The sequence below is a fragment of the Streptomyces sp. NPDC008001 genome (assembly GCF_042958085.1).
Classification (GTDB): Bacteria; Actinomycetota; Actinomycetes; order Streptomycetales; family Streptomycetaceae; genus Streptomyces.
Map to the genome: position 1 here is coordinate 109,912 of NZ_JBIBIZ010000010.1, position 23,134 is coordinate 133,045.

Sequence of the window (23,134 nt, forward strand, 5' to 3'; positions counted from 1 at the left end):
ACGCGGGCCCCGCGTGGCTAGGCTGAAACCGCCGCCGTGTCACGGCCGGTGAAGCTCATGGAGGAATCGGGGGAGCCCGCCATGTCCGAACCGCTGGTCCGCGTGGAGACGGTGGAGCTCGACGCGCACGGGTCACGGCAGATCAGCAGCCGGGTGCGCCGCACGTCCTCGCTGGAGGAGCGGTCGGAAGAGCTGCAGCAGGCCATCGCCTCCGCGTCCGCGATCGCCCAGGGCTCCCTGGACCGGCTGCAGGAGCGCGACGGCTGGCGGGTCGGCAGCCTGCAGGTCACCTTCGGGGTGACGCTCGCGGCCGAGGCCGGGGTGATCCTCTCGAAGGCGTCCGCGGAGGCGTCTTTCGAAGTGACGCTGACGGTGGAGCGCGCCTGAGGGGCCTGCTGTGCCCGGATCCGGCTACGCGGTCGACCTGTACGAGGCGGACAGGTCCTTGGGGGCGGGGCTGCTGCTCACGCGGTGCTTCGTACTGACGGCGAATCACTGCCTGCGGTACCTGAGAGGTGACGAGGAGCGCATCAGCGTGCACCTCGGTGACGGCACCGCGGTCGGGGGACGGGTCTGCCGGCGCGTCGAAGAGGCCGACCTCGCCCTGATCGAGGTCCTCGAACCGGAGCTGGTGCCGCCGGCCCTGCCCGTAGGGGACCTCCCCCGCCGCGGCGACCGCTGGCGCGGGCTGCACCGGCCTTCGCTGAGCGATCCCCACCTGAGCGGGCACGTGGACGAGCACTCCGTCGACTACACGTGCGTGGGCGGCGGGCGCATCCAGGCCATCCAGCTCCTGGCGGAGCAGACCCTGGGCGACTACTCGGGCTACTCGGGCGGACCGGTCGAGCGGGAGAGCACACACACGTGCGAACCGGCCCTGCTCGGCGTCCTGATCGAGCAGTACCCGGACCGGCAGGCGCCCGAGCGCGCGGCGAACGTGCTGTTCGCCGTGCCGCTCCGGGAGGTGATGAGCCGCTTCCCCCACTTCCGTACGGGCCACCTGCTGCGGGCGCTGGAGCCGCCGGCTAGCACCGCGGAACGGACGGGGCGGCAGGAGGAGCAGTCCGCTACGAGAGGGGTGGTGGCTCCGCCGGCAGTCGGTGTTCCGGTGGGCGCCCTTTCTGAAGCACCATCCGCTCCGGTCTCCGTCGACGCGGCGGTCGCCAAGGGCGAGGCGCTGTTGAGCGCGCTCAAGGAGTGGTCGGAGCGAGGCCTCATCGATCCGGCGCAGGTTGCCGGGTTGCAGGTGCACGTCGCGAAGAACGTCATCGACCTGGCGCTGGGGGGTGACATGCCATGACGGATGAGCTGGGAGAGGTGATCAGGAAGACCGAGGAGGCAGTGACCGGGCGAGGTGATGCGTATTCGTTGCTCTCGATGACCATGAGGGCCGTCTCCTCCTCCCTCTCGGTTCGCCCCGGCACGGTCGAAGACACCTGCTACCTGTCGACACTGTTCCTTGCCCTGGGCCAGCACAGGAATGCATTCAGAATTCTGCGCATCGCTGCGCTCGGCGTCCCCCGCTCATGGGCCCTCGACAGCTCCGCCAAGGCCGCGGCGCTGAACAAACTGGCGGCGAGGATGGCCGACCTGGGGGAACTGGAAGAGGCACAACACGCGCTGGAGAGAGCTCGGGGGTTCGATGCCGAGCAGCACGTACGGGCCGAAACGCTCGCGAACCTCGCCGCAGTCCACGCGCGGGCCGGTGACTTCGAGAAGGCCGAGAGCGTCGTCGGGCTCGCGCGGCTCGCGCTCGACGGGGGTGACGACCACGAAGTGCGGCGCCTGCTCGGCTCCGTCGACCTGGCGCTCGCCCGCTGGAACAACGATCCCGTGCAGCTCGGGCAAGTGGCCGAAGAGCTGCGCGAAGCCGACCGGGAGCGACGCGGCGCGCCGGAGTCGCAGCGCTCTGCGGAGGTTTCGGCGCTCATCCTGCGGGCGGCCGTGGAGTTCGAATGGGCGCGGTCGCTGAACGCCCGGGAGCGCATGGCACAGGTCACCGACGTGCTGGCCACCGTCGCGGCCCGGGCCGCCGCCGAACTGGGCGCCCGCCACCCGCAGGCCGTCACCGCTGCGATCGACCTGGCCTGCGCGGAGTTCGAGACGGCACGGCGGACGGAGGATCTTTCACGGCTGGAGCACGCCGTGCAGGCGCTGAAGGAGGCGGCGGTACGGGCGTCGGGCTGCTTCGGCGACCGCCACCCCCTCACGATCACCGCGCTGACGAACCACGCGTGCGCCGAACTCGACCTGGCGAGGGCCACGGAGTCGCCCAGCCAGTTGGAGCGCGCCGCGACGGCCCTGAGCGCGGCCGATCGCGTCACCACCGCCGGCGTCGGGGCAGAGCATCCCGCCGCTCTGCTGCTGAAGGGGGCCTTGAAGGCGTGCCGCCGCATGCAGGGCACCGACGGCGTCCCGAACGCATACGGATCCCAGCTCACTCTGGTGCGCACGGCCGTCGGCGACGAGTGGCACCCCCACGAGGAGCTGATGTCGCCGGACGTGGCGTCCCGGGTGCTGAGCGCGCCGCCGCAGCCCGCCGTCGCCTCGCAGGAGTTACTGGCTCTCCTTGAGGAAAGTCACGAACTCGCCTTCCATGTCGGGCGGCAGGGGGCCTGGTCCGCGGCACTCGGCTCGCACCGGCAGGTCGCGGCGGCCCGCGAGAGGTTGCTCGGCCCGGACCACCCCGACACGCTGGCGAGCCGGTACGAGATCGCCTTCGCCCTGTCCAAACTGGGTCGTCACGCCGATGCGCTGGGGTTCTTCGGGCAGGTCGCCGGCGCCCGCGCCCGGGTTCTCGGCCCCGAGCACCCCGACAGCCTCGCGGCGCGCCAGGAGATGGCGTGCGTCCTCGGCCGGCTGGGGCGGCACTTCGAGGCCTTCCAGGTGTACTCGGAGGTGCTGGGCACCCGGGAGCGCACGATGGGAGCGGAGCACCCGGACACGCTGCGCTGCCGGCACAACCTCGCCTTCAGCATCGGGCGGCTGGGGCGCTGGGAGGAGGCGTACCGCATGGCGTGCGAGGTGGCCGAGGCCCGGTCCCGCAGGCTCGGGACCGAGCATCCCGACACCCTGACCACGCTGTACGAGATCGCCTACGCGCTCGGGCGGCTCGGGCGGTGGGAAGAGGCGCTGGCGACGTACCGCGACGTGTCCGGCGGCCGCGTCCGGGCGCTGGGCCCCGACCACCCCGAAACGCTCGCCGCCCGCTACGAGGTCGGTGTCTGCCTCGGTCGCCTGGGACGCAGCGCACAGGCCCTTGAGGTCTACAGCGCCCTGGTCGCGGACCGGACGCGCGTCCAGGGCCCCGAGGATCCGGAGACCTTACGGGCCCGGCACGGCCTCGGCGTCAATCTCGGGCGGCTCGGCCGGTGGGAGGAGGCGCTGGCCGAGGCGCGTGCGGCGTGTGCCGTCCGGGAACGCGTCCTCGGCCCGGACCACCCCGACACGCTCGTCAGCCGCCGGGAGATCGCCGTGGCCCTGGGCTGGCTGGGCCGGTGGGAGGAGGCGCTGGACTCGTACCGGCAGGTGACACGAGGCCGTGAGGAGGCCCTCGGCCCGGCTCACCCGGACACTCTCGCCAGCCTCAACGACGAAGCCCACTGCCTCGAACAACTCGGTCGTGCGGACGAGGCCGTCGTGCTGTTCCGGCGGGCGGCCGCCGCGCGTGCCGCAGGGCGCCCGCGCGGCGTTGACGGGGCATGAGACCTCTCACCGCAACCGCATCCGCTCCTGTTTCCTTCAGAGCGCTGTTCGCCGCACTGCTCCTGGCCGTCGCGGGTGTGCTCGCCCTCGTCCCCCTCCCGTCCCGCGCCGCCGCCCCCTCCCCCGTCCCGGACCTCTTCGGCAAAGAGGTCAGGCTCCTGCCGGCCGAACGCCCCGTCGTCGCGCTGACGTTCAACGCGGCGTGGGACGAGGCCGGGATCGGGGACGTCCTGGCGACGCTCCGGCGGGAGGGGGTGCCGGCGGCGTTCTTCCCGACCGGGGACTTCGCCGAGCGGCATCCGGGGGCGGTGCGGGCGATGGCCGCGCAGGGGTTCGGGCTGGGCAACCATTCGTACAGCCACCCGCATTTCGACCGGCTGGGCGCCGGGGAGGCGGCCGCGGAGGTGCTGCGGGCGGACCGGGCGATCCGGGCGGCGGGGCGGGTGGAGCCACTGCCGTTCTTCCGCTTCCCCTACAGCGAGACGACGCCGGGCGGGATCGCGGTGGTCAACGCGCTGGGGTTCGCGGACCTCGAATTCACCACGGACACCAAGGGATACCTGGGGGCCTCCGGCGGCATGACGGCGGACCGTGCGGTCCGGCGGGCGCTGGACGCGGTACGGCCCGGGGCCGTCATCCAGATGCACGTGGGCAGCGACGACGGCGGTCCCGTACTGGACGCCCTGGCGCTTCCGCGGATCATCGCGGGCGTGCGGGCACGGGGGTACGGATTCGCCGACCTGCGGGCATATGCCCCGCAGGCCTGCCCGTTCATCCGTTCCGGTCAACTACCCGACCCATCCCCCTACTCTGCGTATTCACGTGTCACTCTGTGTGCATGACGCTGACTTGGGCGAAGCCCGCGGCGCCGGCCGGGATCGAGGACGTGCTGGCGCAGATGCGGATGCTGGACGGAGCGCTCCCCCCGAGGGACGGGCTGCATGTCTTCAACCGCGTGTATCTGTCGGTCACGCGGCGGGTCGCGGAGCGGGCGGAGGCCGGTGGGTTCCGGGAGGGCGCGGCGGCCACGGAGCTCGCCGTCCGGTTCGCGGCGCGGTATCTGGCCGCCGTCGATCACGTGGCGGCGGGCCGGCGCCCGCCGGCGTGCTGGCAGCCGCTGTTCCAGCTGCGCGGCCATCCGGCCGTCCGCCCGCTGCAGTTCGCGCTGGCGGGCATCAACGCGCACATCGGGCACGACCTCGCGCTGGCCCTCCTGGACACGTGCCGGTCGCTGCGCGTCCAGCCGTACGTGATGGAGGGCGACTTCGACCGGGTGGGCGGCCTGCTGGTCGCCATGGAGGAGCGGATCCGCGAGGATCTGATGCCCGGCCCGGATCTGCTGGACGTCGCCGATCCGCTGACGCACCTGGTGGGTTCGTGGTCCCTGCAGGCGGCGCGCCGCGGGGCGTGGGCGTCCTTCCGCGCGCTGTGGGCGGTGCGCGGGATGCCCGACGTGGCCGAGGAGCTGACCGAGCGGATCGACGCGAGCGTCGGGCTGGTGGGGCGCTGCCTGCTCACGCCCCTGGGGTGAGGCTCCCCGGCTGGGGGGCCGGGGAGCCTCTGTCAAGGGAGGAGGACCTCAGTCCTCCGGCAGCTCGACGGGCGCGAGCTCCTCGTAGCGGTCGCCGGGGCCCGGGTTGGACGGGTCGGTCGCGCCGCCGAACTGGTGCATGATGCCCCACACGGCGTTGAGCGCGGTCTGCACGGCGCCCTCGGCCCAGCCCGCCGTCCAGGAGATGTCGTCGCCGGCGAGGAAGAGCCCGCGCTTGTCCTCGGGCAGGCGGTCCTGCATGAAGTGCGTGAACAGGCGCCGCTGGTAGCGGTAGTGGCCCGGCAGGTTCGCCTTGAACGCACCCATGAAGTAGGGCTCGTTCTCCCAGGAGACGGTCACCGGGTTGCCGATGATGTGCTTCCGGATGTCGACCTTGGGGTAGATCTCGCCGAGCGACTTGAGCATGACCTCCATGCGCTCGTTGGCCGACAGCGGGAGCCACTTGAGGCTGTCGTCGCACCAGGTGTACGAGAGGCAGATGACGGCCGGCTTGTCCGGCCCGTCGTCCAGGAGGTAGGTGCCGCGCGTCATCCGGTCGGTGAGCGTCATCGACATGACGTCCCGGCCCGTCTCCTCGTCCTTGTCCAGCCAGAACGGCCGGTCCACCGGCACGAACAGCTTGGACGACTCCATGTAGTGGGTGCGCTCCATCGCCGTCCAGTGGTCGATGGGGAACAGCGAGTCGTCGCAGGCGATCTTCGACAGCAGCATCCACGACTGGGCGGTGAAGACCGCCGCCTTGTAGGTGCGGATGTCGCCGGAGGCGTCGGTGACGGTGATGCCGTTGTTCGCGGTGCGGTGCAGGCGGGTCACGGCCGGGCGCGGGTCGCCGCCGTGCAGCGAGGACAGCGAGGTGCCCGGCGCCCAGTGGACGATCTTCCCCGGCTCGCGGTCCCACAGCCGCAGCGGGAGCTGCTGGCTGCCGCCGACGATGCCGCGGTGGTGGTCGTCCGCCTCGGTGTAGACGACACGCAGGATCTCCAGGATGGAGTTGGGGAAGTCGGTGTCCCAGCCGCCCGTGCCGAAGCCGACCTGGCCGAAGATCTCCCGGTGCCGGAAGGACTTGAACGCCTCCGACTCGCACAGGAAGCCGTAGAAGGTCTGGTTGTCGAGCTTCTCGACGAGCTTCGCCCAGATCTCCCGGATGCGCGGCACGTCGCGCTCGCGCAGGGCGCGGTTCATGTCGGAGAAGTCCGCGCCCTCCTCCAGGCAGGCGCTCCAGGCGTCGGCGACCTCGCGGTAGACCGGCGGCAGGTCGTCGATGGTCTGCGCGTAGTGCGACTCGCCCTTGAGGTCGACGACGGTCGACGGGGTGTCGGGCGCGAGCGGGTTGGGGAACGGCTTGGTCTCCAGGCCCACCAGGTCGATGTAGTGCTGCAGCGCCGTGGAGCTCGGGGGGAAGCGCATCGCGCCCATCTCGGCGGTCAGCGACGGGTCGCAGCCCTCGAAGCCGACGGTGCGCAGCCGGCCGCCGATCTTGTCGGCCTCGTAGACGACGGGCTTGAGGCCCATCTTCATCAGCTCGTAGGCGGTGATGATGCCCGACAGGCCGCCGCCGATGACGGCGACCTCGGTGCCGTGCTCGGTCGCCGGTATCTGGCCGAGCCCCGCCGGGTGGGCGAGGAAGTCGTCGTAGGGGAAGGGGAAGTCCGGGCCGACCATGGTGATCGGGGGCAGGGCCGGCTCCGACGGCTCGTCGTGGGCGGCGGTGGGCACCATGGACGTCATCGGCTGAACTCTCCTGCGAAGTGGGGGTTGCGGCTCTGGAGCGGCGGGGGCGGGGCGGGGCGGGGCGGTCAGACGAGCGAAACGTACAGCTCCGGCCGCCGGTCGCTCAGGTAGGTGTTCTCGGCGCGCGAGGCCTTCAGCAGCGCCGGGTCCACGTCGGCGGTGATCAGGTCCTCGGCGTGCCCGGCCCGCGCCCGTACGGTCCCGTCGGGGGCGGCGAGGCAGCTGAGGCCGGCGAAGGCGAAGTCCCCCTCGTCGCCGCAGCGGTTGGCGTAGGCGATGTACAGCTGGCTCTCCCAGGCGCGCACCGGGATCACGCTCTGCGGCACGATCTCGTACGGGCGCATCAGCGCGGTGGGCGCGAGCAGCAGGTCCGTGCCGGCCAGGGCGTGGGCCCGGACGGGCTCGGGGAACTCGACGTCGTAGCAGATCAGCAGGCCCAGGCGGAGGCCCGCGAAGTCCGCCTGCACGACGGGGTCGGTGCCCGGCCGGAACTGGGCGGTCTCGTACGCGCCGAAGAGGTGGGTCTTGCGGTAGTTCGCGAGGCGCGCGCCGTCGGGGGCGATGAGCTGCAGGGCGTTGTAGACCACGGCGGGGTCGTCCGCGTCGCGCTCGGGGTAGCCGTAGGCCACGGCCAGGCCGTGCTCGGCGGCGATGCGGGCGACGGCCCGGGCGCCGGGGCCGTCGGCCGTCTCGGCGCGGTCGGCGACCGCGGAGCCGAGGGCGTAGCCGGTGAGGAACAGCTCGCTGGTCAGCAGCAGCCGGGCCCCTGCGGCGGCGGCCCGGCGGGCGGCGGCGTCGAGGGCGGCGAGGCTGTCCGAGGTGGAGGAGGGAACGCCGGCGGGGCCCTGGTACAGCGCAATACGCGGCGGCGTCATGCGGCCTCACTTCACCTGGATCGGAGGGGGCGTGCGGGGCCCCTGAGGGGGCGTGCGTTAAGACGCCTTGACGGTACGGGCCGCCGTCGGGGCCGGACAAGGCTCGTCCGTTGCGTGCGGCCGGGCGATTCGTTGCGCCTTTCGGGGCTTTCGGCGCGATTCGTTGCGTGGACCTCTCCGGGGCGTGAGGGGCGGGCGTCCGGCCGTGCCGGATCCGGAGCCTCACACGGTCCCGCGCACCGTGTCGCGGACGATGCCGCGCAGCCAGCGGTGCGCGTTGTCGGCGTCGTGGCGGGGGTGCCAGGCCATGGAGATGGCCAGCGCCGGCAGGTCGAGGGGGACCTCGAAGGTCACCAGGCCCAGGGCGGCCGCCGCGGGGCGGCCGATCCGCTCCGAGACGAGGCCGACCGCGTCGCTGCCCGCGATGACGAAGAGGGCGGAGGCGAAGGTCGGGGCGGTGCCGGCGACGCGGCGCCGCAGGCCGTGCGCGGCCAGGGCCTCGTCGACGGGCCCGGAGAGGCGGCCGCGCCGGGAGTCGACGAGATGGCTCGCGGCGGCGTAGCGGCGCAGGGTGACGGGCCCGTCGAGGAGGGGGTGGCCGGGCCGGGCGACGCCGACCATGCGGTCCTTCGTGAGGGGCTCGACGCGGATCTCGGGTTCGTTGCGGTCGATGACGCCGATCTCCAGGTCGAGGGCGCCGTCGCGCAGGGAGGGCACGCCGGCGGCGCCCTCGGCGAGGAAGCGGAGGGTGACGCCGGGGGCCTCCCGGGCGGCGCGGCCGAGGAGCGGCGCGCCGAAGGCCATCACCTGGCTGTCGTGGGCGCTGAGGGTGAAGGCGCGCTCCAGGGCGGCCGGGTCGCACGGCGCCGAGGGGGCGAAGAGGGAGCGGGCGTCGGCCAGGACGCGCCGCACCTCGGCCCGCATGGCGAGAGCCCGGGGCGTGGGGACCATGTGGCGGCCGGCCCGGACGAGCACGGGGTCGCCGAGCGCGCGCCGGATGCGGCCGAGGGCGCGGCTCATGGCGGGGCCGGACAGACCGAGACGGTCGGCGGCGGCCGTGACGCTCTCCTCGGTGAGCAGGGCGTCGAGAGCCACGATCAGGTTCAGGTCGACTTTCGCCAGCCCGCCCGCCGGGGAGGAGGGGGTCACACGCCGCTCATCTGCTTCCTTGCGCATGGCGCAAGTATTCCCTGCACTCATTGCATGGGAAAGCAATCCACGGGATCGTCCGCCGTGGTCGTCGTGGTCCTGGCCGCCGCGGTGGCGGCGGGGCTCAGGACGGAGCGCCGGAGCTGAAGCGGCGCAGCAGCGGGGAGAGCACGAGCACCGACTTGGTGCGCTCGACGAACGGCTCCCCGGCGATGCGCTCCAGCACGCGCTCGAAGTGGCGCATGTCGGAGGCGAAGATCTGCACGATGGCGTCGGCCTCACCGGTGACGGTGGAGGCCGAGGCCACCTCCGGGTAGCGCGAGAGGCCGCGGTGGATGGCCTCGGGCGAGGTGTTGCGGCGGCAGTAGAGCTCGATGAAGCCCTCCGTCTCCCAGCCGAGCGCCGCGGGGTCCACGCGGACGGTGAAACCGGTGATGGCGCCCTCGGCGCGCAGTCTGTCCACACGCCGCTTCACGGCCGGCGCGGACAGACCGACCTCCGCGCCGATGTCGGCGTAGGAGCGCCTGGCGTCTTCGGCCAGGGCATGCACGATGCGTTCGTCGAGCTCATTCAATCGCACGGCGGGTGGATCACATTTCTACGGGTAACCAGCTGCTGCTACGAGCAGTAGATCACGTACCCGGCGGTGTTCCCGACCCGGACGCCGCGCACCGCCCCCGGCGGGCCGGGGGCGGTGCGGTGTTCCTTTTGATCCCGGGCGGGGATCACGGGGGCGGCGGGCAGGAGGTCACTTCCTCTTGCCGCGTCCCTTCTTCTTCTGCGACTTCGGCCGGCTCTTGCCACCGGTCCTCGCGCCGGAGGTGCCCGCGGACGCGTTCCCGGCCTTGCGCGCCGGGGCGGCAGTGGCAGCCTTCTTCGCCGTCGCGGTCCCGGCCTTCGCACCCGCCTTGGCACCGGCCTTGGCCGGGCTCTTGGCACCGGTCTTCGCGCCGGCCCCTGCGGCCGCCTGCTCCGTCACCGGGGCGAGCTCGGCCGCACCGTCACCGGCCAGTCGCGACCTGCGCATGCCGTAGGCGAAGTAGATCACCAGGCCGGCGAGCATCCAGCCGCCGAAAACCTTCCAGGTGACGACGTCGAGGCTGAACATCATGAAGACGCACATCCCGAAGCCCAGGACCGGGAAAATCAGGCCGAGCGGCACCTGCACCCGGCCCACCAGGATGCGCACGCCCGACAGCGGCACCTGGAAGCTGCGGTGCATGTCCGGCCGGGTGAAGCGCAGCACGATGACGGCGACGTTCACCAGGGCGAAGGCGAAGAGCGTGCCGATGCTGGTGGCGTCGGCGAGCTGGCCGAGCGGGATCGCGGCGGCCAGGACGCCGCAGAACAGCGAGACGATCACGGTGTTCGCCATCGGCACGCCCTTGCGGTTGACCTTGGCGAAGGCCTTGGGGACCAGGCCGTCGCGGGACATCGCGAAGAGGATGCGGGTCTGGCCGTAGAGGACGGTCAGGACGACGCTCGCGATGGCGATGACCGCGCCGGCGGCGAGCAGCACGGCCCAGAAGCTCTGGCCGGTGACGTCCTTCATGATCCCGGCGAGGGCGGCCTCGGAGCCCTCGAACTTGCCCCACGGCATGGCGCCGACCGCGACGGCCGCGACCAGCACGTACAGCGCCGTGACGATCAGCAGCGACAGCATGATCGCCTTGGGCAGGTCCTTCTTCGGGTTCTTGGCCTCCTCACCGGCGGTGGAGGCGGCGTCGAAGCCGATGTACGAGAAGAAGAGCGTGGCGCCCGCGGCGCTGACGCCGCCGAGACCGAGCGGCATGAACGGCGCGTAGTTGCCGGCGCGGATGCCGGTGAAGGCCACGGCGCAGAAGAGCAGCAGGGCCACGATCTTCACGCCGACCATGATCGTGTTGGCGCGGGCGCTCTCCTTGGCGCCGCCGATCAGGAAGGCCATGCACAGCAGCACGACGAGCAGGGCGGGCAGGTTGAAGATGCCGCCGTCGGCGCCGGGCGGATTGGCCAGGGCGGCCGGGATGGTGACGCCGATGGTGCCCTCGAGGAGCTCGTTGAGGTACTGGCCCCAGCCGACGGCCACGGCCGCGACGGAGACGCCGTACTCCAGGATCAGGCACCAGCCGCAGACCCAGGCGATGATCTCGCCGAGGGTGGCGTAGGCGTACGAGTACGAGGAGCCGGAGACCGGGATGGTGCCGGCGAGCTCGGCGTAGGACACCGCCGAGAACAGCGCGGTGACGCCCGCGAGCACGAAGGAGATGACGACGGCCGGGCCGGCCTGGGGCACGGCGTTGCCCAGGACCACGAAGATGCCGGTGCCGAGCGTCGCGCCGATGCTGATCATGGTCAGCTGCCACATGCCGAGCGAGCGGCGCAGCGAGCCGCCCTCGCCGTGGCCGCCCTCGGCGACCAGGCGCTCGACGGGCTTGCGGCGCATCAGGCGGGCGCCGAAGCCGGTGGCCGGAAGCGGGGAAGGCCGCTTGTCACCGGTGACGGGGGGCGCGATGCCTTGGTCCAACACGGGGTTGCTCCGTTCATGACTGCCGGTCGGGGGATGCCGGTCAGGGAGCGGCGACACACGGCGGCCCCGGGGGCGCGCGGGCATGACAGAGCAAACCCGTAGCGAGGGGGTACCGCCGAGCAAGCGGTACCCGCCACTCCACGTTCTGCGCAGACCCTACGAGGTCAGGGCCCGCGCTCGTAATGCACCATTCTTGCGTATGCCCGGCTGATCATTGCGTCGGGGGGTCCAGAACGGGCGATCGTTGCACGTCGCGTTATGAATCGGTATATGGGCAGCAAAAAGGGGGCGCGACCCGGTGAACCGGATCGCGCCCCCATGGGGCCCGTGGAGGCTACTGCCAGCTGGCGTGCAGCGGCTTGCCCTCGGCGTAGCCGGCGGCGCTCTGGACGCCGACGACGGCACGCTCGGCGAACTCGGCCAGGGAGCCGGCGCCCGCGTAGGTGCAGGAGGAGCGGACGCCCGCGATGATCGAGTCGATCAGGTCCTCGACGCCCGGGCGGGCGGGGTCGAGGAACATGCGCGAGGTGGAGATGCCCTCCTCGAACAGACCCTTGCGGGCCCGGTCGTAGGCCGACTCCGTGGACGTGCGGTTCTGCACGGCGCGGGCGGAGGCCATGCCGAAGGACTCCTTGTAGGAGCGGCCGTCGGCGGTCTGCTGCAGGTCGCCCGGGGACTCGTAGGTGCCGGCGAACCAGGAGCCGATCATCACGTTGGACGCGCCGGCGGCGAGGGCCATGGCCACGTCGCGCGGGTGACGGACGCCGCCGTCGGCCCAGACGTGCTTGCCGTACTTCTTCGCCTCGGCGGCGCACTCCAGGACGGCGGAGAACTGCGGGCGGCCCACGCCGGTCATCATGCGGGTGGTGCACATGGCGCCCGGGCCCACGCCGACCTTGATGATGTCCGCGCCGGCCTCGACGAGGTCGCGCACGCCCTCGGCGGCGACGATGTTGCCCGCGACGATCGGGACCTGCGGGTCCAGGCCGCGGACGGCCTTGATCGCGGCGATCATCGACTCCTGGTGGCCGTGCGCGGTGTCCACGACGATCGTGTCGGCGCCGGCCTCCAGCAGGGCCTTGGCCTTGCCGGCCACGTCGCCGTTGATGCCGACGGCGGCGGCGATGCGCAGCTTGCCCTGCGCGTCGGTCGCGGGGGTGTAGAGCGTGGCGCGCAGGGCGCCCTTGCGGGTCAGGATGCCGGCGAGCCGGCCGTCCTTGTCCACCGCGGGGGCGAGCTTGCGGTGGGCGGCGTCGAGCTGGTTGAACGCCTCGCGCGGGTCGATGTCCGCGTCGAGGAGCAGCAGCTCGGTGGACATGACCTCGGACAGCTGGGTGAAGCGGTCCACGCCGGTCAGGTCGTGCTCGGTGACGACGCCGACGGGGCGCCGGTCCGCGTCGACGACGACGCCGGCGCCGTGGGCCCGCTTGGGCAGCAGGGACAGCGCGTCGGCGACGGTCTGGGAGGGGCTGAGGACGATCGGGGTGTCGAGCACGAGGTGGCGGCTCTTGACCCAGGAGATGACGTCGGTGACGACCTCGATCGGGATGTCCTGCGGGATGACCACGATGCCACCGCGGCGGGCGACGGTCTCGGCCATGCGGCGGCCGGCGATGGCGGTCATGTTCGCGACGACGAGGGGGATGGTGGTCCCGGTCCCGTCCTGCGCGGACAGGTCCACGGCCTGACGGGAGCCGACCGCGGAGCGGCTCGGCACCATGAACACGTCGTCGTACGTGAGGTCGTACGGCGGCTTCTGGTCGTTAAGGAAACGCATACTGGCTCTCTCACCTGCGATTTTACGTACAGAGCGGGTGGGGAGTCAGACCGGGCCGACACCGGAACGGGCTGAGGTTCCTGGACCCATCATCCACGATTACGGGCCGTTGTGGCGAACTGAAGTCGCATTCTGTGACTTCGGCCAAGCGACTCGGGCGCGGCCTGTGGCTTCGCCCGAGCCGTCCGGCTTGATGGCGTTTGCACCGTTATTCATGCGGTGCGGGCGTCCGGTGCATTCACGCGGTGCGGGTGCCCGGTGCCGCGCCGGCCCTCACGCCGTGCTGGAGATCCCCACTCCCGCGAGGTCCGTGTACTGCAGGCCCCGCGGGCTCCGGTGGCTGCCGACCAGCTGGTGCCGGTTGGCGCGGGCGACCGACAGGAAGTTCGCCACCACGAGCGACCGGGTGGCCCGGCGCCAGGCCAGGGCGATCTTCGTGACCGGCACCGGGGCGGTGAAGCGGCGCACGGACATGCCGTGACGGACGAACCGCTCGGCCACCCGCCGGTCCATGACGGCCACCGCACTCCCCCGCTCGACGAACGAGCACACGCTCTCGTAGTCCGGCTCCTCCTGGACGATGCGCGGGGCCGCGCCGTCGCCCCACACCTGGCCGACGATGCGGTCGTACAGCTCGGGGGCGAGCTTCCGGGGCCACATCACGAGGGGCTCGTCCCGGAGCTGCTCGCGGGCGACGCGCAGCGAGGAGCCGAGGCGGTGGCCGGACGGGAGGACGGCCACCAGCTCCTCCTCGGCGAGGACGAAGGAGTCCACCTCCGGGCAGCGGGCCTCCTGCCGGATGAAGGCGACGTCGACCTGCCCGTCGAGCAGCATGTCGAGGTTCCGCGCCGAGCAGCCCGAGTCGGTCTCCACCCGTACGGCCGGGAAGCGCTTGCGGAATGCCTCGACGATGTCCTGCTGCCCGAGCGAGGCGCCGGAGAGGCTGTAGGCCAGCGCGATCGAGCCGGCCCGGCCGGTCGCCACGTCGTGCAGGCGGGTGGTGAGGTCGTCGCAGAGGGAGAGGATGCGGTCCGCCCCCTCCACCAGCTCCCGGCCGGCCTCGGTGAGCTCGGGCCCCTTGGCCCCGCGGCCGGTGATGAGGTCGGCGCCGACGTCCTTCTCCAGAGCCTTCACCTGTTGCGACAGCGCCGACTGCGTGATGCCCAGGGCTTCGGCCGCACGTCCGAAGTGGAGCTCTCTCGCGAGCACGACGAAGTATTTCAGGCGCCGCAGGTTCAGCATGTGGCCCGGATCCCCCTTTGTGGTGCTGCTTTTGCCGATGTATGGGTGCCCAGCGGAATCAGCGTGGAATCCCCGCCCGGCTCCCCTGCCGATTTCTCTGCCGATTCCTCTGAGGTTCTTCTGAAGTTCCTCTGCCGGCTCCCGGTGGACTCCTGAGTGGGGTCAGGAGCGGGAGTCGACGGGCCCGGCGGACGTCTGCGGTGCCGCCGCCACCGTGGCCGCTGCGCCGCTCTCCGTACGGACCGCCGCCCGTGCGCCGATCGCGAGGACGACGAGGGCGAGCACCTCGAAGCCCGCGCCCGCCAGGGGCAGCTGCCGCAGGTGGCCGGCATCGGCGAAGAGGCCGCCGACCACGGCCGCCGCGGTCTGGCCGATGTAGACGGCGCTGTTGTTCAGCGCGAGGAGCATGTCCCCGTTCTTGCCGCCGATGGCGAGCAGGCGGTGCTGGATGAGCGGGAAGCTCGCCCAGTGGACGAGGCCCCAGACGGCGAGGCCGATGGCCGCGCCGACGACGGACTGCAGGGCGAGGGTGAGCGCCGCGAGAACGGCTGCGAGCACGGCGACCGTGCCGGCGAGGCCGCGGGTGGAGTCGACGCGGTCGGCGAGGCGGCCGCCGCCCATGACGCCGGCGAAGCTGCCGATGCCGAACAGCAGGAGCAGCCACGTCCGGTCCGCGTCGGCGGCACCGCTGACCTTCTCCAGCATCGTGCCGAGGTAGGTGTAGACGACGAACGTGCCGACGACCCAGAGCGTGGTGGTCAGCATGGCGGTGGGGGCGCGCTTGATGCGCACGGCGCCGAGGCGCTCGCGGACGCCGAGGCCCGCGGTGCCCGCCACGGAGGGGATGCCGGCCGCGGCGCCGAGCGCGGTGACGAGGGCGAGCAGGGCGACGAAGCCGAACGCCCAGCGCCACGAGGAGAGCTCGCCGATGGCGTTGCCGATCGGGACGCCCAGGGCGATGGCGCTGGTCATGCCCGCGTAGACGATCGCGAGGGCGCGGCCGCGGCGCTCGGGCGCGGTGATGCGGGCGGCGACGGCGGACGCGGTGGAGGCGTAGAGCGCGGCGGCCGCGCCGGCGACGACCCGGCTCAGGAGCAGCACGGCGTAGTTCGGGGCGAAGGCGGAGAGGGCGTTGCCGACGGCGAAGACGACGAGCACGGCCAGCAGCAGGGTGCGCCGGTCGAGCCGGGACGTGACGCTCGCGAGGATCGGCGCGGCGACGGCGTACGTGATCGCGAAGACGGTGACCGTCTGGCCGGCCGCGGCCGTCGACAGGTGCAGTTCGTCGCCGAGCGCGGGCAGCAGCCCGGACACGATGAACAGGTCCGTGCCTATCGCGAACATGCCGAGGGCCAGGAGCCAGACCTTCGCGGCCCCCGACCACCCCGCCTTCGACGCTCCGGCCACTGCCTGCTGGGACATCGCACAACCTCTCTCCCGGTCCTGCTAACCGGTAGTACGGTTACTGGGTCCGGGTAACCTACCATGGGGTTATGGCTGTGGAACAGGTACAAGATCGCTGGGTCTGGTACGGCGGCCGGCTGAGCGCCGACTTCGTGAACACCCTCCGCGACCGCTTCAAGGGCGGCCGGGAGCTGCTCGTGCACCCCGCCGACCTCGCCGAGTGGTTCGCCGCCGCGGGCCTCACCCCGGAGGGCGTCGCGGTGGACGAGGCGCTCCTCGTGCAGGCGCGGGAGCTGCGCGAGGCCGTCGACGCCGGGTACCGGTCGGTCGTCGCCGGCGAGGCCTTCCCCGCGGCCGCGGCCGGGACGATCAACGAGTGGCTCACGCGCCTCGCGGAGCACCCCTCGCGCCTGGACGTCGAGGACGGCACGGCCGTCTTCCGCGCGGACACCGCGCCGCCGGACGCCCGGCGGGCGCTGTGCCGGATCGCCGTCGACGCGGCGATGCTGCTCGGCGGCGGGGACACCCGGCCGCGGCTGCGCATCTGCGCTGGGCACAACTGCAGCGCCCGGTTCGTCGACAAGTCGGCGGGCAAGCGGCGCCGCTGGTGTTCGATGGCGGGCTGCGGCAACCGCGCGAAGGCCGCGCAGCACCGAGCGCGGGCGCACTGACCCGACGACGACGAGCGGGGCGGGCCGGATGGATCCGGCCCGCCCCGCTCGTCGCTGGTGGGAGGTTTACGGCAGGGCGCCCGCCAGCACGCGCCGGTCGGCCCGCTCCGCCTCGAAGCCGTCCCGTACGAGCCTGTGCAGCACTTCCTCCGCCCTGAGGGAAGCCACGGCCAGCTCCACCTCCAGCCCGCCCGGGCCGCCGCCGCGCGGCGAGACGTCGTCCGCCCCGACGCCGAAGCCGGCCACCGAGGCGAGCAGCCGCGCCAGCTCCCCCGGCCGGTCCCCGAGGACCACCCGGAGCCGCACCGGGCCGGCGGCCGGAGCGCCGCCGCGGCCCTGGATCGCGCTCATCCCGGCGATGCCCCGGTCCAGGAGGCCGGTGAGCTCCGCGACGCCGCCCGGGCTGCCGCCCGCGGGCGCGGCCGACAGCTCGGTGAGCGCGGCCAGCAGATCGGTGAGATCGGCCTGGAGCTCCCGCAGGACGCCCGCCACGGCGGCGGCGTTGGACTGCAGGATGTCGCACCACAGCCGGGCGTCGCCCGCGGCGATGCGGGTGACGTCGCGCAGCCCCTGCCCGGCGAGCCGGGACGCCTCCCGCGGCGCGTGCTGCAGGCGCGCGGCCATGAGGCTGGCCACCACGTGCGGCACGTGGGAGGTCAGCGCCACGGCGGCGTCATGCTCCTGACTGCCCATCAGCACCGGCACGGCACCGCACAGGGAGATCGCCTCCAGGGCACGGTTGAGGGTCTCCTGCGAGGTGGCCTCCGACGGGGTCAGCACCCACGAGCGGTCCTCGAAGAGGTCCGCCCGGGCGGCGAGCGGCCCCGACTTCTCCCGGCCGGCCAGCGGGTGGCCGCCCACGTAGGACGAGGCGTCGCCGAGCCCGGCCAGCACGTGCCGCTCGGGCACGGACTTCACGCTCGCGACGTCGGTGTAGGCCCGGGCGAGCCCGCGCATCTGCTGCTCCGCGAGGACGGGCGCGAGCTGGCTGGGCGGGACCGCGAGCACGGCGAGGTCCACCGGCCCGTCGGGGGCGGCCAGGACCCCGGCGCCGAGCGCCGCCGCGGTCCTGGCCGCCGTCTCGTCCCGGTCCATGAGGTGGACGGTCACGCCGTGCCGGCTCACCGCGAGCCCCACCGACGTGCCGATCAGCCCGGTGCCGACTACTGCCATCGTGCGCATCACGGTTCACGCCCTCTTTCGGATGAAGCCGGTCCCGACGGGATCGGGCCGGGGCTACGGGGTCGGCAGAGCGATGGACTGCGGGTGCCGGAAGACGTTCCCGGGGTCGTAGGCGGCCTTGATCCGCTGCAGGCGCGGGTAGTTGCCGCCGTAGTAGAGCGTCTGCCAGGGCACTCCCGACTTGTTGCAGGCGGGATCGGTGATGTCGGTGTCCGCGTAGTTGATGTAGCAGCCGTCGGTGGCCGGGCCGGGGACGGGATAGCCGCCGGTCGCGGCGAACACCTCGGCGTAGGACTCGCGGGTCCAGCGGACGTTCGCGTCGTCGTCGGCCGGGTCCGCCCACAGGGACTGGAACAGGGCCTTGTAGACCGAGTCGCGCTGCACGGAGGCGGTGTCCCCCGGGCGCACGGAGTTGATCCGCCCGCCGAAGGACAGCAGCGACACCATCGAGCTGGGGTTGCGGTGGTCGGTGCGGGTCAGGTGACGGTGGATGGCGGCGATCTGCCCGTCGGTGAAGGTCTTGCGCATGTACGCGGACTTGTGCGCACCCCGCAGGGTCGGGTTGACCAGCGCCGCGTTGTTCGTGCCGAGGAACTTCGTGGCGGTGAGCCAGGGCAGCCGGCGGGGGTGGAAGAGGTCCGGCATGGGGACGTTCTCCCCCGCCGGGCCGGTCATGGGCCGGGCCGTCCCCTTGCCGAGGGAGGCGGTGACCGCCGCGATGTAGTCGTGCAGCAGCTCCTCCGCGCCCGGCACGCCGGCGTCCATCTGCGTGAGCAGGCTGACGCTGCCGTTCGCCTGGTGGCACAGGGTCAGGAAGCTGCACAGCGAGGCGTAGGGGGAGTCGGCTCCGGCGTTCTTCTCGTGCCAGGTGCCGTAGTTGCGCACCAGCCCGGTGAAGGCCTTCTCGTCCAGTGCGCCCCAGGGCAGCGCCAGGGCGCTGACCAGCACTTCCTTGGGCGGGTGGATCAGCTGGGCGGCGGGGTCGGCGCCCTTGGCGCCGGGCGAGCGGAACCAGTAGCGGGTGATGACGCCGAAGTTGCCGCCGCCCGCTCCGGTGTGGGCCCACCACAGGTCCCGGTGCGGGTCGCCCTGCTCGCGCGTGGCGACGACGGGGCGCGCCTTGCCGTCGGCCCCCACGACGACGACCTCGACGGCGTACAGGTGGTCCACGGTGAGCCCGTGCTTGCGCGAGAGCATGCCGTAGCCGCCGCCGCTGACGTGCCCGCCGACGCCGACCGAGTGGCAGCGGCCGCCGGGAATGGTCACGCCCCAGCCCTTGTAGAGGGCTTCGTAGACGTCGAGGAGGGTGGCCCCGGCCTCGACGCAGAAGGCCCGGCGCGCGGCGTCGTAGGACACGGCGTTCATCGGCGTCATGTCGATGACGGTCTGCACCTGCGGGTTGAAGACGAAGTCGGCGTAGCAGTGGCCGCCGCTGCGGACCGAGATCCGCTTCCTGCCGTCGACGGCGTCCTGCACGGCGCGGACGACGTGCTCGGTGGTGCTCACGAGCCGCACGGTCTCCGGCTTGCCCACCCAGCGGGCGTTGTTGCCCACGACGAGGTCGCCGTAGCGGGGGTCCCCGGGGCCCACCGTGACGGCCGGCAGGGCGGCCGTACCCGCGAGGCCGCCGGGCGCGGCGGCCGGGGCGGCCGCCGCGGGGCGGGCGGTGAGGGCGGCGGCGGTGCCCGCCACGGTCCCCGCGAGGAGGGATCTCCTGCTCGGTCCGGTCATGCGGGCCTCTTCTCGTCGGTCAGCCACTCGGGGCGGGAGGAGCCGCGCGGCACGAGCACCTGCCGGTAGCCGCCGGGCGTCGCCGACATCCGGACCTGGTCCGTGACGCCCTGGTAGGCGCCCAGCGGGGTGTCGGCGGTGAAGGTCTCGGGGTCGAGGTAGAGGTGGCGGGGGCTCGATCCGGCGACCTGGTGGGCGTAGTCCCGGTCGAAGACGCCCATGCTCAGGATCCACAGGGCGGCCCGGACGAGGGAGACGTGGACGCGGTAGCTGCCGCCCTCGCGGGCGCGGCGGGCCAGGGCCTCGACGATGCCCACGGTGGTGAGCCAGGAGGTGATGTAGTCGTTGACGACCTGGACGGGCGGCAGCTGGGGGCGGTCGCCGTCGCCTTCGAGGTTCATGATGCCGGTGAGGCTGCCGGCGGTCTGGTCGAAGCCGATCCGGCCGGCCCACGGGCCCGTGCGGCCCGCCAGGGAGTTCGTCGCGTAGACGATGCCCGGCCGCAGGGCCGCGGCCTCCTGCTCGGAGATGCCGATCTTGTCGAGGTAGCCGGGGCGGCGGTTGGCGTAGAAGACGTCCGCGCCCCGCAGGAGCGTCCGGAGGCGCTCGGAGCCCTCGGCTCCGTACGGGTCGAGGTAGGTGGAGCGGACCCCGACGTTCGCGCTGATGTAGCTGCGCTCGTGCTCCAGCTCGTCCGGGCGCCAGAGGTTGAGCACGTCGGCGCCGTGCAGCGCGAGGGCGCGGCCGATCCCGGCGCCGGCGATGACGTGGCCCATGCCCAGGGCGCGGATCCCGTCCAGCGGCTGGGCGGCGCCCGGCGGCAGGGGCTCGGGGTCGCTGTCGCCGATCTTCTCGATCTCGATGAGCGGGGCGTGCGCGAGGACGTCGCGGTACTGCGGCTCGGCGAGGAACTCGCGGGTCTCGCGCAGCATCGCCATGACGATGCCGGCGGCGTTGCCCGCCTCCTCCAGCTCACGGGCGTCGCGGGCGGCGATGGCCGCGGCCACGGCGTCGGCGTCGTCCGGCACCCCCAGGAACCGCTGCGCCTCGACCTTGATCTTGGGGTACATGTTCTGCGGCATCATCCAGCGGCCGTCGCGGCTGCGGTAGAAGGCCCAGCCGAGGGCGTTGCTGGGGTTGGAGGACTCGCTGAGCGGGCTGCCGTTGATCAGCTCCCACTTGCGGTCGTAGAAGGGGCAGAGCCGGTGCGGCGCGACCCGTAGGTCCATGGAGATGTCCTGGCCCGCGCCGCCGCGCAGCCGCCACAGCTTGGCGACGGCGGCGGACTTGGCGACGAGGGCGATCCCGGCCGCCGCGCCCAGGCGCAGGGTGGAGGGTACGACGGGGTCGGCGCCCTCGAAGGTGATGGTGCCGCCGGTGTCGGCGGCGGTCATGCCGACGCCCGCGAGGACGTCCTCCAGGGCGGCGTGGACGTCGAAGGCGTCGTCGGTCGCCGGGGCGGCGAGGGCCTTCTCGATCCGCGCGGTGAGACCGTCCTGCCCGGTGGGGTTCCCGCTCACGCCCGCGCCTCCGCCGTGTCGTAGTCGGTGGACAGGGCGACATGCCGCCACGCCTCCAGCTCCCCGGCGACGTGGGCGAGCTTGGCCTCGATGCGGGCCACGCTGTCGCTGCCCAGCGGCAGCCGCAGCGGCGGTTCGGCGGTGTGCGCGAGGGCCACGACGGCCTGCGCGGCCTTGACCGGGTCGCCGGGCTGGCGGTGGTTGGTCCGGGCGAAGTCGGTGCGGCGGGCGCCGGCGGTCTCCGCGTAGTCGTCGATGGTGTGCGCGGCGGGGCGCAGGCTCGACGCGTCGAAGAAGTCGGTGCGGATCTGGCCGGGTTCGACCACCGTGACCTTGATGCCGAGGGCGGCCACCTCGGCGTGCAGGGCCTCGGTGATGCCCTCCAGGGCGAACTTGCTGGCCCCGTAGATGCCCGAGCCCGGGCCCTGGGCGAAGCCTCCGACGGAGCCGATGTTGATGACGTGGCCCGCGCGCTGGGCCCGCAGGACGGGCAGGACGGCGCGGGTGACCTTGAGGAGCCCGAAGACGTTCGTCTCGAACAGGTCGCGGACCTCGTCGTCCGAGGTCTCCTCGATCGCCCCGACCACCCCGTAGCCGGCGTTGTTCACCAGCACGTCGATCCGGCCGAAGTGCTCGGCGGCGCGGGCGGCGGCCGTACGGGCCTGCTCCTCGTCCGTGACGTCGAGCGGCAGGACGAGGAGGTTGCCGGTGGTGTCCGGCAGGGTGTCCGCGAGGGCGCGCGGGTCGCGGACCGCGGCGACGACCCGGTCGCCGTGGGCCAGTGCGGCCCGGACGAGTTCCAGGCCGAGGCCGCGCGAGGCGCCGGTGATGAACCACACCGTCATGTGATCAGCTCTCCAGAGGTTGTGCGTGGTGCTTCGTCGGTGCGGTGGGGTCAGAGGTTGCCGCGCAGCGCCTGCTCGCGCTCGATGGCCTCGAACAGCGCCTGGAAGTTGCCCTTGCCGAAGCCCTTGCACCCGCGCCGCTCGATGATCTCGAAGAAGACGGTGGGGCGGTCCTGGACCGGCTTGGTGAAGATCTGCAGCAGGTAGCCGTCCTCGTCGCGGTCGGCGAGGATGTTCAGCTCGCGCAGCTCGTCCACGGCCACCCGCATGTCGCCGATGCGCTCGGCGAGGACGTCGTAGTAGGCGCCCGGGGTGGTGAGGAACTCGGCGCCGGCCGCCTTCATGGCGCGCACGGTGGCGACGATGTCGTCGGTGGCGAGGGCGATGTGCTGCACGCCGGGGCCGCCGTAGAACTCCAGGTACTCGTCGATCTGCGACTTGCGCTTGCCGGCGGCCGGCTCGCTGACGTTGAACTTGACCTTGCCGCTGCCGTCGCCGAGGGCCTTGGACATCAGCGAGGAGAGCTCGGTGGCGATGTCCTCGTCGGTGAACTCCTGGATCTGGGTGAAGCCCATGACCTCCTGGTAGAAGTCGATCCACTTGTTCATGGCGCCGAGCTCGACGTTGCCGACGACGTGGTCGATGAGCTCGAACAGCGGCTCGCTCTGCGGGCCGAAGCGGCCGGGGTCGACGGCCTCGTAGCCCGGCAGGTAGGGGCCGTCGTAGCGGGTGCGGTCGACGAGCGTGTGGACGGTGTCGCCGTAGGCGGCTATGCGCGCGAGGGTGACGGTGCCGTGCTCGTCGGTCAGCTCGTGGGGCTCGGCGAGGCCCTGCGCGCCGCGCGCGACGGCGTGGGCGTACGCGGCGCGGGCGTCGGGGACCTGCAGGGCGACGTCGGTGACGCCGTCGCCGTGCGCGGCGATGTGCTCGGCGAGGACGCGGCCGGGGCCGGACTCCGGCTGGACCGGGGAGGTGACGACGAAGCGGACGTCCTTCGACTCCAGCACGTAGGAGACGGTCTCGGGGGTGCCGGTCTCCGGGCCGCGGTAGGCGGTCACGCGCATGCCGAACGCGGTCCGGTAGAAGTGCATGGCCTGGTAGGCGTTGCCCACGGCGAAGACGACCGCGTCGTTCCCGAGGAGCGGGAAGGGGTCGGCGGCGAGGGCGGCGGGGGGAGCCAGCGGGGCGGAGGAGGGGGCTGCCAGGGTCGTGGTGGCGGCGTTCATCGGTTGTTCCCGTCT

General features: G+C 72.7%; 19 protein-coding genes. 6 read left to right on the forward strand and 13 right to left on the reverse strand.

Going from position 1 to position 23,134, the window contains the following annotated elements:
* The first annotated feature begins 81 nt into the window (after positions 1–81).
* The 5 genes from ACFZCD_RS26515 to ACFZCD_RS26535 are packed head-to-tail and all read left to right on the forward strand — an operon-like array spanning position 82 to position 5,236.
* Positions 82–387: a CU044_2847 family protein gene (locus tag ACFZCD_RS26515; protein ID WP_391835041.1), complete on the forward strand. Its 306-nt coding sequence runs from the start codon at positions 82–84 to the stop codon at positions 385–387.
* Positions 388–397: 10 nt separating this feature from the next.
* Positions 398–1,300, forward strand: coding sequence for a serine protease (locus tag ACFZCD_RS26520; RefSeq protein ID WP_391835043.1), 903 nt, complete (start codon positions 398–400; stop codon positions 1,298–1,300).
* Entirely contained in the window at positions 1,297–3,705 is a 2,409-nt protein-coding gene (locus tag ACFZCD_RS26525; protein ID WP_391835045.1) for a tetratricopeptide repeat protein, read from the forward strand. Before ACFZCD_RS26520 ends, ACFZCD_RS26525 begins: the two co-directional genes overlap by 4 nt.
* Complete coding sequence (locus ACFZCD_RS26530) at positions 3,702–4,547, forward strand: polysaccharide deacetylase family protein (protein WP_391835047.1); 846 nt, start codon at positions 3,702–3,704, stop codon at positions 4,545–4,547. Before ACFZCD_RS26525 ends, ACFZCD_RS26530 begins: the two co-directional genes overlap by 4 nt.
* A complete protein-coding gene (locus ACFZCD_RS26535) occupies positions 4,544–5,236 on the forward strand; it encodes a DUF5995 family protein (RefSeq protein ID WP_391835049.1) in 693 nt (230 codons plus the stop codon). The genes ACFZCD_RS26530 and ACFZCD_RS26535 overlap by 4 nt, the downstream gene beginning before the upstream one ends.
* A 48-nt stretch (positions 5,237–5,284) precedes the next feature.
* Here the strand turns inward: ACFZCD_RS26535 and ACFZCD_RS26540 are convergent, their stop codons facing one another.
* The 8 genes from ACFZCD_RS26540 to ACFZCD_RS26575 form a co-directional block, all read right to left on the reverse strand.
* Positions 5,285–6,985 (reverse strand): flavin monoamine oxidase family protein, encoded by a 1,701-nt coding sequence (locus ACFZCD_RS26540; RefSeq protein ID WP_391835051.1) that lies wholly within the window; start codon positions 6,983–6,985, stop codon positions 5,285–5,287.
* Between the two features lie 68 nt (positions 6,986–7,053).
* The gene (locus ACFZCD_RS26545; RefSeq protein WP_391835053.1) at positions 7,054–7,863 is read right to left on the reverse strand and encodes a carbon-nitrogen hydrolase family protein; all 810 of its coding nucleotides are present in this window, start codon (positions 7,861–7,863) and stop codon (positions 7,054–7,056) included.
* Positions 7,864–8,085: 222 nt separating this feature from the next.
* Positions 8,086–9,039, reverse strand: coding sequence for a LysR family transcriptional regulator (locus ACFZCD_RS26550; RefSeq protein ID WP_391835055.1), 954 nt, complete (start codon positions 9,037–9,039; stop codon positions 8,086–8,088).
* A 97-nt stretch (positions 9,040–9,136) separates the two neighbouring features.
* Complete coding sequence (locus tag ACFZCD_RS26555; protein WP_086572781.1) at positions 9,137–9,592, reverse strand: Lrp/AsnC family transcriptional regulator; 456 nt, start codon at positions 9,590–9,592, stop codon at positions 9,137–9,139.
* Between the two features lie 168 nt (positions 9,593–9,760).
* The gene (locus tag ACFZCD_RS26560; RefSeq protein WP_391835057.1) at positions 9,761–11,521 is read right to left on the reverse strand and encodes an amino acid permease; all 1,761 of its coding nucleotides are present in this window, start codon (positions 11,519–11,521) and stop codon (positions 9,761–9,763) included.
* 334 nt (positions 11,522–11,855) lie between these two features.
* A complete protein-coding gene (locus ACFZCD_RS26565) occupies positions 11,856–13,298 on the reverse strand; it encodes a GuaB1 family IMP dehydrogenase-related protein (protein WP_391835059.1) in 1,443 nt (480 codons plus the stop codon).
* A gap of 273 nt (positions 13,299–13,571) precedes the next feature.
* Positions 13,572–14,540 (reverse strand): LysR family transcriptional regulator, encoded by a 969-nt coding sequence (locus ACFZCD_RS26570; protein WP_391835061.1) that lies wholly within the window; start codon positions 14,538–14,540, stop codon positions 13,572–13,574.
* 162 nt (positions 14,541–14,702) lie between these two features.
* Positions 14,703–15,962, reverse strand: a complete 1,260-nt coding sequence (locus ACFZCD_RS26575) for an MFS transporter (RefSeq protein ID WP_391835063.1) — start codon at positions 15,960–15,962, stop codon at positions 14,703–14,705.
* 71 nt (positions 15,963–16,033) lie between these two features.
* On the opposite strand from ACFZCD_RS26575, the gene ACFZCD_RS26580 reads away from it, so the two are divergent.
* Complete coding sequence (locus tag ACFZCD_RS26580; protein ID WP_391835065.1) at positions 16,034–16,615, forward strand: CGNR zinc finger domain-containing protein; 582 nt, start codon at positions 16,034–16,036, stop codon at positions 16,613–16,615.
* A 66-nt stretch (positions 16,616–16,681) separates the two neighbouring features.
* Here the strand turns inward: ACFZCD_RS26580 and ACFZCD_RS26585 are convergent, their stop codons facing one another.
* From ACFZCD_RS26585 to hppD, 5 genes are read right to left on the reverse strand one after another with little or no spacing between them, the layout of a single operon-like run.
* A complete protein-coding gene (locus ACFZCD_RS26585) occupies positions 16,682–17,797 on the reverse strand; it encodes a prephenate dehydrogenase (protein ID WP_391835629.1) in 1,116 nt (371 codons plus the stop codon).
* Between the two features lie 54 nt (positions 17,798–17,851).
* Positions 17,852–19,528: an FAD-binding oxidoreductase gene (locus ACFZCD_RS26590; protein WP_391835067.1), complete on the reverse strand. Its 1,677-nt coding sequence runs from the start codon at positions 19,526–19,528 to the stop codon at positions 17,852–17,854.
* The gene (locus ACFZCD_RS26595; RefSeq protein ID WP_391835069.1) at positions 19,525–21,048 is read right to left on the reverse strand and encodes a CoA transferase; all 1,524 of its coding nucleotides are present in this window, start codon (positions 21,046–21,048) and stop codon (positions 19,525–19,527) included. Before ACFZCD_RS26595 ends, ACFZCD_RS26590 begins: the two co-directional genes overlap by 4 nt.
* Positions 21,045–21,893, reverse strand: a complete 849-nt coding sequence (locus tag ACFZCD_RS26600; protein WP_391835071.1) for an oxidoreductase — start codon at positions 21,891–21,893, stop codon at positions 21,045–21,047. The genes ACFZCD_RS26595 and ACFZCD_RS26600 overlap by 4 nt, the downstream gene beginning before the upstream one ends.
* A gap of 50 nt (positions 21,894–21,943) precedes the next feature.
* A complete protein-coding gene (gene hppD, locus ACFZCD_RS26605; protein ID WP_391835073.1) occupies positions 21,944–23,119 on the reverse strand; it encodes a 4-hydroxyphenylpyruvate dioxygenase in 1,176 nt (391 codons plus the stop codon).
* Between the last annotated feature and the right edge of the window lie 15 nt (positions 23,120–23,134).